Raw genomic sequence first — 14,085 nt, forward strand, 5'->3', positions numbered from 1 at the left:
TTCTTCCTTAAGGCAGCAAGCTCTTCACGTTGATCGGCTGGGCTTCATTCTGCGCGGAGCCTTTAGGCTTACCGGCGATGGCCATACCGGCAACGCGATAGAAGTTGTAATCAGGGTTTTTACCAGGGCCGGAGATCAATAAATCTTCCTTCTCGTAAACCAGATCCTGACGTTTGAACTCGGCCATTTCGAAATCCGGTGTCAGCTGGATCGCAGTGGTCGGGCAGGCTTCCTCGCAGAGGCCACAGAAAATGCAGCGCGAGAAGTTGATGCGGAAAAACTCCGGATACCAGCGACCGTCGTCGGTCTCGGCTTTTTGCAACGATATACAGCCGACCGGACAAGCCACGGCGCACAGGTTGCACGCTACACAACGTTCTTCGCCGTCAGGGTCGCGGGTCAGGACGATACGGCCACGGTAGCGGGGCGGCAGGTACACCGGTTCTTCCGGGTATTGCAATGTGTCGCGCTTGCGGAATGCATGTGAGAACACCATCACCAGGCTGCGAAGCTGGGTGTAGGTGCCATGCACGATGCCAATTAGATACTTGAGCATGGGTTATATCCTCACTGAACCGCGCCAGCGGGCGTGTTTAACAACACGATCGCAGCGGTCACCAACAAATTGATCAGGGTCAGCGGCAGGCAGAATTTCCAGCTGAAATCCATCACCTGGTCATACCGTGGGCGCGGAATAGAAGCACGCAACAGAATGAACAGCATGATGAAGAACCCGGTCTTCAAGGCGAACCAAATAAAAGACAGCGAAGGCAGAATGTTGAACGGACCATGCCAGCCGCCGAAGAACAGGGTCACCAACAATGCCGAGATCAGCACAATGCCGATGTACTCACCGACAAAGAACATGCCCCACTTCATACCTGCATATTCGATGTGGTAACCGTCGGCCAGTTCCTGTTCGGCTTCCGGTTGGTCGAACGGGTGACGGTGAGTCACGGCGACGCCAGCGATGAAGAAGGTACAGAAGCCAAAGAACTGCGGAATGATGAACCACAGGTGTTGGGCTTGGTACTGGACAATATCGCCCATGTTGAACGAGCCGACCTGCACCACGATACCCATCAACGACAGGCCCATGAATACTTCATAGGACACCGTCTGGGCCGAAGCCCTTAGGCTGCCGAGCAAGGCAAACTTGTTATTGCTCGACCAGCCAGCAAACAACACCGCGTAGACGGACAGACCGGCCATGGCGAAGAAGAACAGGATGCCGATGTTCAGGTCAGCAATGACCCAGCTTTCGGTGACCGGGATAATCGCGAAGGCGATCAACAAGGCACTCATGGCCACTACCGGGGCCAAGGTGAAAATCACCTTGTCGGCGAACGGCGGTGTCCAGTCTTCCTTGAAGAACATCTTGATCATGTCGGCAGCGATTTGGAACGCACCGAATGGGCCTACTCGGTTCGGACCGTAACGGTCTTGCCAAAGGGCGAGCAAACGACGCTCGACCCAGCTCAGCAGTGCGCCACTGACCACCACGGCCAACAGAATCACAATGGCTTTGACGACCGCGATGATCGAGTCGATCACGACAGGGGTAAACCAAGTCATAGTGCTGCCTCCTGCAGACCATCAACGGTTTTGCCAAACAGCGCTGGCGGAATCCCGGCGAGACCCGAAGGCAGCGCCACCAGACCGGCGCCCAACTCTTCGCTGATCCGCAGGGGCAAGCGTAGGGTCTTACCCTCGATATTCACGCTCAGCAGCGCGCCTTCATTGACACCCAGACGATCAGCTTCCGACTTGGCGAGCGCGACGTAGGCGGCGGGAATGCGTTCCTGAACAGGTGCGGCCTTGGACGAGGTTTCGTCGCTGCCGAACAGGTGATAGAACGGCACCACTTGCCACGTTCCGCGAGCCGGCGAAAACGCACCGGGTACGCTGGCGAACCAGGACAAATTGTCGCCTTGGGTTTCGATCAAGCGCGCACCAGGGTCACCGGCGCGCAAGTGGCCACCAACTTCGTCCTGAAACTTGTTCCACGCTTGTGGCGAGTTCCAACCCGGCGACCAGGCGAACGGCACCTGTTGGCGAGGTTCAACCGAGCCCGAATAGCCTTCCATCGAGAACGAGAACGCGGTGTCTTTGTCCTGCGAGGTGCGCGGTTCATGCACGCTGATGTTCGCGCGCATGGCGGTGCGGCCGCTGTAACGCAACGGTTCGCGAGCCAGTTTCAAGCCTTTGATGCGGAACGATGCGGACGGTGCTGCGTTGATGATTCCGGCCAACTGGGAAGTGCTGGCAGCAACTGCGGCGGTGACGTGATCAAGCAGAGTCCAGTCAATCGGCTTGTTCAGCAGTGTCGAGCGCAGGGCGTGCAACCAGCGCCAGCCTTCATGAATCAGGATGCCAGCGTCTAGGTAGGTTGGGTCATACACTTGGAAGAAGCGCTGGGCGCGGCCTTCCTGGCTAACCAACGTACCGTCGCCTTCGGCAAAGCTGGCCGCCGGTAAGACTAGATCAGCGCGATCGCTGGTTGGGGTTTTCTGGTGATCAGCAACGATCAGTACCTTAGTGGCCTTGAACGCAGCGTCCACCGTAGGGGCGTCGACACGGGTAAACAGGTCATTTTCCAACACCACCATGGCGTCGGCTTTACCGCAAATCACCGCCTGCAATGCGTCGTCGAGGGACCCGCCGCCGAGCATTGCCAGGCCAAGGCTGTTGGCTTCCGGCACGATCAGGCTGATCGAACCTTGCTTGTCTTGCAGCTTCAAGGCTTTGGCAATGTTTGCCGCCGCTTCGATCAACGCGATCGAGCCCAAGGAGCTTCCGGAAATGATCAACGGACGCTTGGCGGCGAGTAGCGCCGTGGCGATACGCTGGGCCAGTTCAAGGGCATCGCTGTCCAAGCCTTCAACCGCTGGCGCACTGGCGTCAATGGCATGGGCGACGGCGAAACCGATACGGGCCAGATCGTCCGGCGCTGCGTGGACGCATTCTTCGGCAACATCATCGAGACGGGTCTCGGCAAGGCTGGCAATAAACAGCGGGTTCAGCGCGTGCTGACCGATGTTCTTAACCGCAGCGTCGAGCCACGGCTGGACTTTCATCGCCGCGGCCATGTCTTCAGATTTGCCTTTGACCGCTTGACGCAGGCCCAACGCCATTCGGGCTGCGGTTTGGGTCAAGTCTTCGCCGAGAACGAAAATTGCATCGTGATCTTCGATGTCGCGCATAGTCGGGATCGGTAGCGGGCTGTCTTTCAAAACCTTGGCGATCAGTTGAATACGCGTCAGCTCGCCGGCTTCGATACCCGAGTAGAAATGCTCCGCACCGACCAGTTCGAGAAGCGCGTAGTTGCTTTCGAGGCTGGCACGCGGTGAACCGATGCCCACGATATTGCGACCGCGTAGCAAATCAGCGGCCTTATCGAGGGCGGCATCGAGGCCCAACTTGACCATGCCATCAGCCAACAGCGGCTGGCGCGGACGGTCTTCGCGGTTAACGTAGCCATAACCGAAGCGGCCACGGTCACACAGGAAATACTGGTTTACCGAACCGTTGTAGCGGTTTTCGATACGACGAATTTCGCCATAACGTTCACCGGGGCTGATGTTGCAACCGCTCGAACAGCCGTGGCAAATGCTCGGCGAGAACTGCATGTCCCATTTACGGTTGTAACGCTCGGAGTGAGTCTTATCGGTGAACACACCGGTCGGGCAAACCTCGGTGAGGTTGCCGGAGAACTCGCTTTCCAGCGCGCCGTCTTCAACGCGACCGAAGTACACGTTGTCGTGGGCACCGAATACTCCGAGGTCAGTGCCGCCGGCGTAGTCTTTATAGAAGCGGACGCAACGGTAGCAGGCGATGCAGCGGTTCATCTCGTGAGCGATGAACGGGCCGAGTTCCTGGTTCTGGTGCGTGCGCTTGGTAAAGCGATAGCGACGTTCGTTGTGTCCCGTCATTACTGTCATGTCTTGCAGGTGACAGTGACCGCCTTCTTCGCAGACTGGGCAGTCGTGCGGATGGTTGGTCATTAGCCATTCGACGACGCTGGCGCGAAACATTTTCGCTTCCTGGTCGTCGATGGAAATCCAGCTGCCGTCGGTGGCGGGGGTCATGCAGGACATGACGATACGACCACGGGTGTCGTTCTCGTCGGTGAACTGCTTGACTGCGCATTGGCGACAAGCGCCAACGCTGCCAAGGGCGGGGTGCCAGCAGAAATAGGGAATATCGAGGCCCAGCGACAGACATGCCTGTAACAGGTTGTCTGCGCCATCGACCTCGAGCGCTTTGCCGTCTACGTGGATAGTGGCCATGGTTCAAAGTTCTTCGTTGGCCCGGTGTCAGCGGGCGTGGCTAATGGAATCTCGGTGCTACCCGTATCAAACAGCCCGTCAGGACGTCATCGGGTACGAGGTCGGCGGCTTTATGGGCTGCCGACCTTTTCTATCTTGTTATGCGCCAACCACTGTCGGACTGATCACCTGAGTCAGGCTGCCCGCACGTGCTGGCGCGATACCGGCTTCGAATTCCGACCGGAAATACTTGATGGCTGCGCCCAGCGGTTCCACGGCGCCCGGTGCGTGGGCACAGAAGGTTTTGCCAGGGCCGAGGAAGTTGACCAAGCCCAACAGCGTTTCGATATCGCCCGGTTGACCTTCGCCGTTTTCGATGGCGCGCAAAATCTTTACGCTCCATGGCAAACCATCACGGCATGGGGTGCAGAAGCCGCAAGACTCTTGGGAGAAGAACTCTTCCAGGTTGCGCATCAGCGATACCATGTTGACCGTGTCATCAACGGCCATCGCCAGACCAGTGCCCATCCGCGTGCCGACTTTGGCGACGCCACCGGCATAAAACAGGCAGTCCAGATGCTCAGGTAGCAGGAACCCCGTACCGGCGCCGCCTGGTTGCCAGCACTTGAGCTTAAAGCCGTCGCGCATGCCGCCCGCGTAATCTTCGAACAACTCACGAGCCGGCAAGCCGAAAGGCAGTTCCCACAGGCCAGGGTTCTTTACTTTGCCGGAGAAGCCCATGAGTTTGGTGCCCATGTCTTCACTGCCTGGGCGCGCGATCGCCTTGTACCAATCGTTGCCGTTGGCGACGATGGCCGGGACGTTACACAGGGTTTCGACGTTGTTCACACAGGTCGGCTTGCCCCACACGCCAACGGCAGCGGGGAAGGGCGGCTTGGAGCGTGGGTTGGCGCGACGGCCTTCCAGGGAGTTGATCAGTGCGGTTTCTTCGCCGCAGATGTAACGCCCGGCGCCGGTGTGGACGATCAGTTCGAAATCGAACCCGGTGCCCAGAATGTTTTTGCCAAGGAAACCAGCCGCTTCGGCTTCTTTTACTGCACGGCGCAGGTGCACCGCTGCAGTAGTGTATTCGCCGCGCAAGAAGATGTAGCCGCGATAGGCTTTCAACGCCCGGGCGCTGATCAGCATGCCTTCGATCAGCAGATGGGGCAGTTGCTCCATCAACATCCGGTCTTTCCAGGTGTTAGGTTCCATTTCATCCGCGTTGCATAGCAAGTAACGGATATTCATGGAATCGTCTTTTGGCATCAGGCCCCACTTTACGCCGGTGGGAAAGCCCGCACCGCCGCGACCCTTAAGGCCGGATTCCTTCACCGCTTGAACGATTTCGTCCGGCGATAGCTCGGCGAACACTTTGCGGGCGGCAGCGTAGCCGTCCTTGCGCTGGTATTCATCCAGCCACACCGGCTCGCCGTCGTCGCGCAAGCGCCAGGTCAGCGGGTGAGTTTCCGGCGCACGCGCAATTGTGTTGGCGGGGCCGAAGGAAGTGATGGTCATAGGTAACCCTCCAACATTTTGGCCACGCCGCCAGGTTGCACGTTGCCAAATGTATCGTCATCGACCATCACGGCCGGGGCCTTGTCGCAATTGCCCAGGCAGCAGACAGGCAGCAAGGTGAAGCGGTCGTCGGCCGTGGTTTGTCCTGGAACAATGCCCAGCGAAGACTGGATCTCACTCAGCACCGACTCGTGGCCAGCGATGAAGCAGACCATGCTGTTGCACACACGGATTATGTGGCGTCCTACCGGTTGGCGGAAGATCTGACTGTAGAACGTCGCCACGCCCTCAACGTCGCTGGCAGGAATGCCAAGGAGTTCACCGATGGCATAGATAGCGCCGTCCGGCACCCAGCCACGCTCCTTTTGAACAATTTTCAACGCTTCGATAGACGCCGCTCGCGGGTCTTCGTAGTGATGCATCTCGTGCTCGATGGCCGAGCGCTCGGTTTCGCTCAGGGCGAAACGGTCTGTCTGGATCAGCGTGCTATTCATGCTTAGCGGTCCACGTCGGCCATAACGAAATCGATACTACCCAGATACGCAATCAAGTCCGCGACCATGCTGCCTTTGATCACCGAAGGGATCTGCTGCAGGTGCGGAAAGCTTGGGGTGCGAATTCGGGTACGGTAGCTCATGGTGCCGCCGTCGCTCGTCAGGTAATAACTGTTGATACCCTTGGTCGCTTCAATCATCTGGAACGCTTCGTTGGCCGGCATTACCGGCCCCCACGAAACTTGCAGGAAGTGCGTGATCAAGGTTTCGATGTGCTGCAAAGTGCGCTCTTTGGGCGGCGGCGTCGTCAGCGGGTGATCCGCTTTGTACGGGCCTTCCGGCATATTGCGCAGGCATTGGCCGATGATTTTGAGGCTTTGGCGCATCTCTTCAACGCGCACGATGCAGCGGTCGTAGGCATCGCCATTGGCCGCGAGCGGAACTTCAAACTCGAAGTTTTCGTAGCCTGAATACGGACGCGCCTTACGCAGGTCGAAGTCCAGGCCCGTCGCACGAAGGCTCGGGCCGGTAACGCCCCACTCCAGCGCTTCTTTGGTGTTGTAGGCCGCAACGTTCACCGTACGACCCTTCAAAATGCTGTTGTCCAGCGCGGCTTTTTGATACTCGTCCAGACGCTTTGGCATCCAGTCGATGAAGTCCTTGACCAGCTTTTCCCAGCCACGAGGCAAGTCGTGGGCGACGCCGCCGATGCGAAACCAGGCCGGGTGCAGACGGAAGCCGGTGATAGCTTCGATTACGGTGTACGCCCGTTGACGGTCGGTGAAGGTAAAGAACACCGGGGTCATTGCTCCTACGTCCTGGATGTAAGTCCCGAGGAACAGCAGGTGACTGGTGATACGGAAGAACTCGACCATCATGATGCGAATGACGTCGACTTTTTCTGGCACCTTAATGCCGGCCAGCTTTTCGACTGAGAGTACATACGGGAGGTTGTTCATAACCCCGCCGAGATAGTCGATGCGGTCCGTGTATGGAATGTAGCTGTGCCAGGACTGGCGCTCGGCCATTTTCTCGGCACCCCGGTGGTGGTAACCGACGTCCGGAACGCAGTCGACGATTTCTTCACCGTCCAGTTGCAGGATGATGCGGAACGCGCCGTGGGCAGAAGGGTGGTTCGGTCCGAGGTTGAGGAACATGTAGTCCTCGTTCGCGCCCGAACGCTTCATGCCCCAGTCTTCAGGGCGGAAGCGTGCGGCTTCTTCTTCAAGCTGTTGTTTAGCCAGGTTCAGGCTGAACGGGTCGAATTCAGTGGCGCGTGCCGGGAAGTCTTTGCGCAGCGGGTGACCTTCCCAGGTCGGCGGCATCATGATTCGAGTCAAGTGTGGATGGCCCGCAAAGTCGATGCCGAACATGTCCCACACTTCGCGCTCGTACCAGTTGGCGTTTGGCCATATGCCGGTGATCGTCGGCAGTCTGAGGTCGCTCTCAGACAAGGCGACCTTGATCATCACGTCACTATTACGTTCGATCGACAGCAGGTGGTAGAACACGCTGAAGTCGGCAGCCGGCAAGCCGCGCCGGTGAGTGCGCAGGCGTTCATCCATGCCATGCAGGTCGTACAGCATGACGTAGGGCTTAGGCAGCTTGCGCAGGAAGGTCATCACTTCAACCAGCTTCGCACGGTCAACCCAGAGCACCGGCATACCGGTGCGCGTAGGCTGGACGGTAAACGTCTCCGGGCCAAAGCGGGTGTTCAATTCAACGACGACGTCTTGGTCGTCAGCCTTGTAAGGCGGGATGTACAGAGCGGTGTCTGCAGTCATAGGTCTCGATCGCTTTCGGTCAACGTACAGAATGAACCCAGGTTCTTTTCTCTTTTGTAAAAAGAAAGAACCGAATCAGACTTCGTCGGGGCTGCGCAGGTTGGTGACCTGAATACGCTGTTCGCGGCGCTGTTCCTTTTGCGACGGCATCTCGGCGCGGTATACGCCTTGATCACCGACAACCCAAGAAAGCGGACGACGCTCCTGTCCAATAGATTCCTGCAGCAGCATCAAGCCTTGCAGAAATGCCTCTGGACGGGGTGGGCAGCCAGGCACGTAGACATCCACGGGAAGGAATTTATCCACCCCCTGGACTACAGAATAGATGTCGTACATACCACCGGAGTTGGCGCACGAGCCCATGGAGATAACCCACTTGGGTTCGAGCATTTGCTCGTAGAGGCGCTGAATGATCGGCGCCATCTTGATAAAGCAAGTCCCGGCAATAACCATGAAGTCCGCTTGACGCGGTGATGCCCGAATAACTTCGGCGCCGAAGCGTGCGATGTCATGGGGCGCCGTGAAAGCGGTGGTCATTTCCACATAACAGCACGACAGGCCGAAATTGTACGGCCACAGGGAGTTTTTTCGACCCCAGTTGACGGCACCGTTGAGCACGTCTTCGAGCTTGCCCATGTAAATGTTTTTGTGGACTTGATCTTCTAGCGGGTCGGCAACGATTTCTCGCTCGCCGATTGGATAGTCCTCGTTAGGAGCATCCGGATCGATCTTTGTAAGAGTGTATTGCATCGCCAAAGCCTCATTGTTTCAGCTTCGCTTGCCGAATACGGCGACCTTCAGGAGCCCAATCAAGTGCTCCAACCCGCCATAGGTAGACAAGACCTGCCAACAGAATTGCTATGAAAACGAGAGCTTCAACGAATCCGGTCCAGCCGCTTTCGCGGACGGACACAGACCAGGCAAAGAGAAAAAGGGCTTCGATGTCGAAGATCACGAAGAGCATCGCGACCAGATAGAATTTTGCCGAAAGCCGCAGCCGGGCACCACCAGTAGGCAGCATGCCTGATTCGAACGGTTCGTTTTTGCTGCGGCCCCAGGCTTTGCTGCCCAAGAGGCTAGATACACCGAGCATGAAGGCACAAAGGCCTACTACACCCAAAAGGAAAATGGCGAAGCCCCAGTTATGGGCAATCAGACCTGTCGATTCGGGCATGCTGTAATCCTTAACAGAGAGCAAAGGTCTCTGAGCTTGAGTAACAAAGCAGTGACGATATGTCGCAGCAAATCAATCCGGGTGATTTTATGGGTAAACGGGTGCCAAGTAAAATTATCTAGCTCAAAAATATTCATTTGGTTAACCGGCCGAACACGCTTAAACCCCCGCAGGGCCAGGCTCCACGGGCATTACACGGAATTTCGCCAATAATGATTCTTTCGTAGGGTAATAAACATTCGTTTTATTGATGATAATTAATATCATCCGTGGACTGTTTTCGTAACCTATCGATGTTCGATGCGATTAATTAGATTTAAAACATCTATCAGTCACGTGGAGTCAACTTGCTTGCAAAGAAGCCATCGTGATGTGTAATTTTGCAGCCGGCCGCAATTGCGTGTTTCTCTAGGCGCTATCTGCTGCGCGATAGCGCAGATACGAAAAAGCCGCCCCAAGTGGGGCGGCTTTTTCAGTGCTGCGGGTTGCGATGAAGATTTAGTGGAACTGTTCTTCTTCGGTCGAGCCGGTCAGTGCGGTCACGGAGGACGAGCCACCTTGGATCACAGTGGTCATGTCGTCGAAATAGCCAGTACCGACCTCCTGCTGGTGAGCCACGAAGGTGTAACCCTTGGAAGCGTCAGCGAACTCTTGCTCTTGCAGTTTCACGTAGGCAGTCATGTCGTTGCGGGCGTAGTCGTGCGCCAGGTTGAACATGCTGTGCCACATGTTGTGAATACCCGCCAGCGTGATGAACTGGTGCTTGTAGCCCATGGCTGAAAGTTCGCGTTGGAACTTGGCGATGGTTGCGTCGTCCAGATTTTTCTTCCAGTTGAAAGACGGCGAGCAGTTGTAGGAAAGCAGTTGGTCCGGGTATTCCTTTTTGATCGCTTCAGCAAAGCGACGAGCTTCTGCCAGATCCGGTTTGGCGGTTTCACACCAAATCAGATCGGCGTATGGCGCGTAAGCCAAACCGCGAGCAATAGCTTGGTCCAGGCCGGCCCGGACTTTGTAGAAACCTTCCTGAGTACGTTCGCCGGTCACGAATGGCACGTCGTACGGATCGCAGTCGGAAGTCAGCAAGTCAGCTGCGTTAGCGTCGGTACGGGCCAGAATGATGGTCGGTACGCCAGCAACGTCAGCGGCCAAGCGAGCAGCGGTCAGCTTCTGCACGGCTTCTTGGGTTGGCACTAATACTTTGCCGCCCATATGGCCGCATTTTTTGACTGATGCCAATTGATCTTCAAAGTGAACGCCGGCAGCGCCTGCTTCGATCATGCTTTTCATCAATTCGTAAGCGTTCAGCACACCGCCGAAACCGGCCTCGGCGTCAGCAACAATAGGTGCGAAGTAGTCAATGTAACCTTCGTCGCCCGGAGTTTTGCCCGCTTTCCATTGAATCTGGTCGGCACGGCGGAACGAGTTGTTGATGCGCTTGACCACGGTTGGAACCGAGTCAACCGGGTACAGCGATTGGTCAGGGTACATGGACTCGGCGGAGTTGTTATCGGCAGCTACTTGCCAGCCAGACAAGTAGATCGCCTGAATACCGGCCTTGACTTGTTGCACCGCTTGGCCGCCGGTCAGGGCGCCCATGCAGTTGACGAAATCTTTGTCAGGGCGGAAAGACGGGTGAGCACCTTGGGTGACCAGATTCCAGAGCTTTTCGGCACCCAGCTTGGCGAATGTATGTTCAGGCTGGACAGAGCCACGCAGGCGGACGACGTCAGCGGCAGAATAATTGCGCGTCACGTTTTTCCAGCGTGGGTTTTCAGCCCAATCTTTTTCAAGGGCTGCAATTTGCTGTTCGCGTGTCAGTGCCATGGAGATAAGCCTCGTCGCATAGTCTTGAGTGAAAAATCCTGCTCCGCCAATACGGCCTTATTCAATAATGCGCGTCATGGGCTACTCGCTAATCAGAAGCGTGGCAGTCAAGCCAGTTTCAGTCGGGGCTATGACGAATGAACGATGAGTGCAAAGAGAGCAAGACAGCGGAATAAAAGGCTCAACTGAAAGTCGCAGTTCGGCTCGTGGATGCCTTGTTGTGATCATCAGAACGCAGTGCCGATCTACCGAATTAAGCTTCCGTCCCTCGGGACAACCTCGTTCTCAGTCACAACCTCGTCAAACAGCCTTGTGGGCGGTACAGACACGAATCGGCTCATGTTGGATAAGTCAGAGCGGCGATTCGAAGGCTCGTGGCAGAGCCTCTGATTAGCGGGAGCGGGGCAATCATGCCTCCTCAGATTTGACTCGTCAAATGTTTTGTAGTGCTTTTTTAAAAGCACTACATATTTGCGTTGATGCGACCATGCGGTCAATTTTTGGGCATGAGGTTTTGCGCTTAGTCAAGAACGTCCACTTTGACCCGCAAGCTCATGTCGCTGCGGCCCTGGGTGCTATAGCTCTGGGCTGAGCCTTGTTGATTGGCTTGCGATTGGTCGCTAACACCGGCGAGGGTTATCCACTCTCCCAAACGTCCTGTGACGGTTGTGTCAGTACTTTGAACATTCACTACATCGGGGTGTTCCTGGCTCATCCGGTCGTGATTGGTGCTGATACTCAGGTGTACGGTGTCGCCGGTCAGGCTAGCGGTGACGTAAAAGCCTTGAGTCACGTTGCGGTACTGAGTGTCGCTTTGTGCATAGCCGTAAGAGTCGGTGCGTGTAGTGGTCAAGGGCACTGATTGTCCAACTTGAATCAGTGCCGGCGTGCCTTCGCTGGCTTGAATTTGCTGCACACCGCCGTCACGGCTGTCAGTACTGCGATTAATGATCCGAGTCCGATTGGCGCGTTGGCTGTCTTGATTGTTGTTGTCGCTGGTGTCGACGCTGATTAATAACCGCTTGGGCGCTTTGTCTAGCTGTCCTAGCAGGGTACGCAACTCTTCGATCTTGCCTGGTTCAGCGTTGACGATCAGTTTATTGCCGTAAGCGCTGACGGTTCCGTCTTTACCTAGAAAAGACTTCGCCACCGGTAGCAAATCGTCGCTGGTACGATAGTTCAGAGGTACGACTTCTGTCGCGGCCAAGGAGTCGAAGCTCCAAACCAACAATAGTGACGTCAATAGGATGCGTAGGAACATGTCCGTGTCTCCGCAATAGGCGCATTAAAGCCTGAGTTTGACACTTTGTCGGCGCGGATGGGACCAAGTTGAATCGCAGACAATAAAACGCCCCGGTCATGACGAAAAAACGGGGCGTTTAGAAACTCTTAGGGCGGTTTTTTCGCGGCGTCTTATGCGCCCCGCACCATGTCGACGTGCGGAATTCCAGCTTCAAGAAACTCACCGCTGACAATGGTAAAACCCAAACGCTCGTAGAAGCGTGTGGCCTGTACCTGAGCAATCAACTTTTGTTGTTTCAGTCCGTGGTTTTCCGCTTCGCCGATTACCGCCTTCATTATTGCGTCGCCCACTTTCAAGCCGCGCCAATCCTTAAGCACCGATAGGCGACCAATTTCGCCGTCGGGCAACAACCGCGCAGTTCCAATCGGAAAATCACCTTCATACGCCAGAAAATGAACGGCACTGGCGTCTTCGGCATCCCATTCCAATTCAGGCGGCACGCATTGCTCGGCGATGAACACGGCTTCCCGAATGCGCCGTATGTCGGCGTTATCTTTCTGCCAATCGGCGACACGTACGTGGATTTTATTCATCAGCAAACCCCAGACTTCCTTGTTTAACCAGCTCGCAGAGCAGGTTGCGTCCATATTCATCAGCCAACCATGGGCCGAGGTTTTCTGTGTGTAAGGCGTCAGCGGCGCAGATCAATTTCAGAAAGTCGCGCAAATTACCCGGCAACAGGCGGCTTTGGCCGCTGGCAAACAGCAACAGATCGTCATCTACCTCGGACCAAGCCAAGCGCGCGCTCGGATTGCGAATCAGCACAGCACCTTGTTCCAGGCTGCTGAACAGATCGTCTTCGTCCAATTCTGGGCCGACAACCATTTCCGGGTAGCGTGGCTCGGTCATGAACTGGCCGAACCAGGTCAGCAATAAGCGTTCATCGCTCATGTGCTCTGCCAGCAGGCTTTTGAGACGGTCAAGGGAGTCGTGCTGAATTTGATGCGGGTCGCTGACCGGCTGCGCATCGGCGTCGGAGTAACGGTCTTCATCCGGCAGGAACTGGCTCAAGAAATCGGTAAAGTGAGTCAGCACTTCGGCGGCGCTAGGTGCGCGGAAACCGACGGAGTAGGTCAGGCAGTCATCAACGGCTACACCGCAATGGGCCAGACGGGGTGGCAGATAAAGCATGTCGCCAGGTTCCAGTACCCACTCGTCGGTGGCATGGAAGTCCTTGAGAATGCGCAGGTCGGCATGATCCAGCAGCGGGCTATCGGAATCGCACATTTGGCCGATTTTCCAGTTGCGCTGGCCGTGACCTTGAAGCAAAAACACATCGTAATTATCGAAATGCGGGCCAACGCTGCCACCGGGGGCGGCGAAGCTGATCATCACGTCGTCGATGCGCCAGCTCGGCAAGAAACGGAAGTTTTCCAGAAGTTCAGCGACGTCGGGTACGAACTGATCCACCGCTTGTACCAGCAGGGTCCAGTCACGCTCAGGCAATTTGCTGAATTCATCTTCAGCAAACGGACCACGGCGCATTTCCCAAGGGCGTTCGCCATTTTCGATGATCAGGCGCGACTCAACTTCTTCTTCCAAGGCCAGGCCAGCCAGTTCGTCCGGGTCTATCGGACTTTGGAAATCCGGAAGAGCCTGGCGGATCAGCAGTGGTTTTTTCTGCCAGTAGTCGCGCAGAAAGACGCGAGCGCTGATGCCGCCCAGAAGTTGAAGAGGAATATCAGGATTCATGTGTAAGCCCTTGAAATGAAAACGCCCG

12 protein-coding genes are annotated in these 14,085 nt (G+C 56.3%); all 12 read right to left on the reverse strand.

The genetic code is table 11. The features are described from left to right. Positions 1-7: 7 nt before the first annotated feature. Positions 8-556, reverse strand: a complete 549-nt coding sequence (gene nuoI, locus RGW60_RS03370) for an NADH-quinone oxidoreductase subunit NuoI (protein ID WP_322202139.1) — start codon at positions 554-556, stop codon at positions 8-10. Between the two features lie 11 nt (positions 557-567). Further along, entirely contained in the window at positions 568-1,575 is a 1,008-nt protein-coding gene (gene nuoH, locus RGW60_RS03375) for an NADH-quinone oxidoreductase subunit NuoH (protein WP_322202141.1), read from the reverse strand. Next, complete coding sequence (gene nuoG / locus RGW60_RS03380; RefSeq protein ID WP_322202143.1) at positions 1,572-4,289, reverse strand: NADH-quinone oxidoreductase subunit NuoG; 2,718 nt, start codon at positions 4,287-4,289, stop codon at positions 1,572-1,574. The genes nuoH and nuoG overlap by 4 nt, the downstream gene beginning before the upstream one ends. A gap of 138 nt (positions 4,290-4,427) precedes the next feature. Beyond that, a complete protein-coding gene (gene nuoF / locus RGW60_RS03385) occupies positions 4,428-5,786 on the reverse strand; it encodes an NADH-quinone oxidoreductase subunit NuoF (RefSeq protein WP_322202145.1) in 1,359 nt (452 codons plus the stop codon). After that, a complete protein-coding gene (gene nuoE / locus RGW60_RS03390) occupies positions 5,783-6,280 on the reverse strand; it encodes an NADH-quinone oxidoreductase subunit NuoE (protein WP_322165211.1) in 498 nt (165 codons plus the stop codon). Before nuoE ends, nuoF begins: the two co-directional genes overlap by 4 nt. Positions 6,281-6,282: 2 nt before the next feature. Further along, a complete protein-coding gene (gene nuoC / locus RGW60_RS03395; RefSeq protein WP_322202147.1) occupies positions 6,283-8,064 on the reverse strand; it encodes an NADH-quinone oxidoreductase subunit C/D in 1,782 nt (593 codons plus the stop codon). A 75-nt stretch (positions 8,065-8,139) separates the two neighbouring features. Next, the gene (locus RGW60_RS03400) at positions 8,140-8,814 is read right to left on the reverse strand and encodes an NADH-quinone oxidoreductase subunit B (protein ID WP_322202149.1); all 675 of its coding nucleotides are present in this window, start codon (positions 8,812-8,814) and stop codon (positions 8,140-8,142) included. Between the two features lie 10 nt (positions 8,815-8,824). Then, on the reverse strand, positions 8,825-9,238 hold the full coding sequence (locus RGW60_RS03405) for an NADH-quinone oxidoreductase subunit A (RefSeq protein WP_322165208.1): 414 nt from the start codon (positions 9,236-9,238) through the stop codon (positions 8,825-8,827). Between the two features lie 498 nt (positions 9,239-9,736). Continuing rightward, entirely contained in the window at positions 9,737-11,062 is a 1,326-nt protein-coding gene (gene aceA / locus RGW60_RS03410; RefSeq protein WP_297840380.1) for an isocitrate lyase, read from the reverse strand. Positions 11,063-11,582: 520 nt separating this feature from the next. Then, positions 11,583-12,323, reverse strand: coding sequence for a secretin N-terminal domain-containing protein (locus RGW60_RS03415; protein ID WP_322202152.1), 741 nt, complete (start codon positions 12,321-12,323; stop codon positions 11,583-11,585). Positions 12,324-12,475: 152 nt separating this feature from the next. Further along, the gene (locus RGW60_RS03420) at positions 12,476-12,898 is read right to left on the reverse strand and encodes a GNAT family N-acetyltransferase (RefSeq protein WP_322202154.1); all 423 of its coding nucleotides are present in this window, start codon (positions 12,896-12,898) and stop codon (positions 12,476-12,478) included. Next, a complete protein-coding gene (locus RGW60_RS03425) occupies positions 12,891-14,057 on the reverse strand; it encodes a cupin domain-containing protein (protein WP_322202156.1) in 1,167 nt (388 codons plus the stop codon). The genes RGW60_RS03420 and RGW60_RS03425 overlap by 8 nt, the downstream gene beginning before the upstream one ends. Between the last annotated feature and the right edge of the window lie 28 nt (positions 14,058-14,085).

Source organism: Pseudomonas sp. AB6 (assembly GCF_034314105.1).
Lineage (GTDB): Bacteria > Pseudomonadota > Gammaproteobacteria > Pseudomonadales > Pseudomonadaceae > Aquipseudomonas.

Bases quoted from the DNA above. Each gene is read 5' to 3' on its own strand.
- nuoI (WP_322202139.1), bottom strand. From the start codon at position 556: ATGCTCAAGTATCTAATTGGCATCGTGCATGGCACCTACACCCAGCTT.
- nuoH (WP_322202141.1), bottom strand. From the start codon at position 1,575: ATGACTTGGTTTACCCCTGTCGTGATCGACTCGATCATCGCGGTCGTC.
- nuoG (WP_322202143.1), bottom strand. From the start codon at position 4,289: ATGGCCACTATCCACGTAGACGGCAAAGCGCTCGAGGTCGATGGCGCA.
- nuoF (WP_322202145.1), bottom strand. From the start codon at position 5,786: ATGACCATCACTTCCTTCGGCCCCGCCAACACAATTGCGCGTGCGCCG.
- nuoE (WP_322165211.1), bottom strand. From the start codon at position 6,280: ATGAATAGCACGCTGATCCAGACAGACCGTTTCGCCCTGAGCGAAACC.
- nuoC (WP_322202147.1), bottom strand. From the start codon at position 8,064: ATGACTGCAGACACCGCTCTGTACATCCCGCCTTACAAGGCTGACGAC.
- RGW60_RS03400 (WP_322202149.1), bottom strand. From the start codon at position 8,814: ATGCAATACACTCTTACAAAGATCGATCCGGATGCTCCTAACGAGGAC.
- RGW60_RS03405 (WP_322165208.1), bottom strand. From the start codon at position 9,238: ATGCCCGAATCGACAGGTCTGATTGCCCATAACTGGGGCTTCGCCATT.
- aceA (WP_297840380.1), bottom strand. From the start codon at position 11,062: ATGGCACTGACACGCGAACAGCAAATTGCAGCCCTTGAAAAAGATTGG.
- RGW60_RS03415 (WP_322202152.1), bottom strand. From the start codon at position 12,323: ATGTTCCTACGCATCCTATTGACGTCACTATTGTTGGTTTGGAGCTTC.
- RGW60_RS03420 (WP_322202154.1), bottom strand. From the start codon at position 12,898: ATGAATAAAATCCACGTACGTGTCGCCGATTGGCAGAAAGATAACGCC.
- RGW60_RS03425 (WP_322202156.1), bottom strand. From the start codon at position 14,057: ATGAATCCTGATATTCCTCTTCAACTTCTGGGCGGCATCAGCGCTCGC.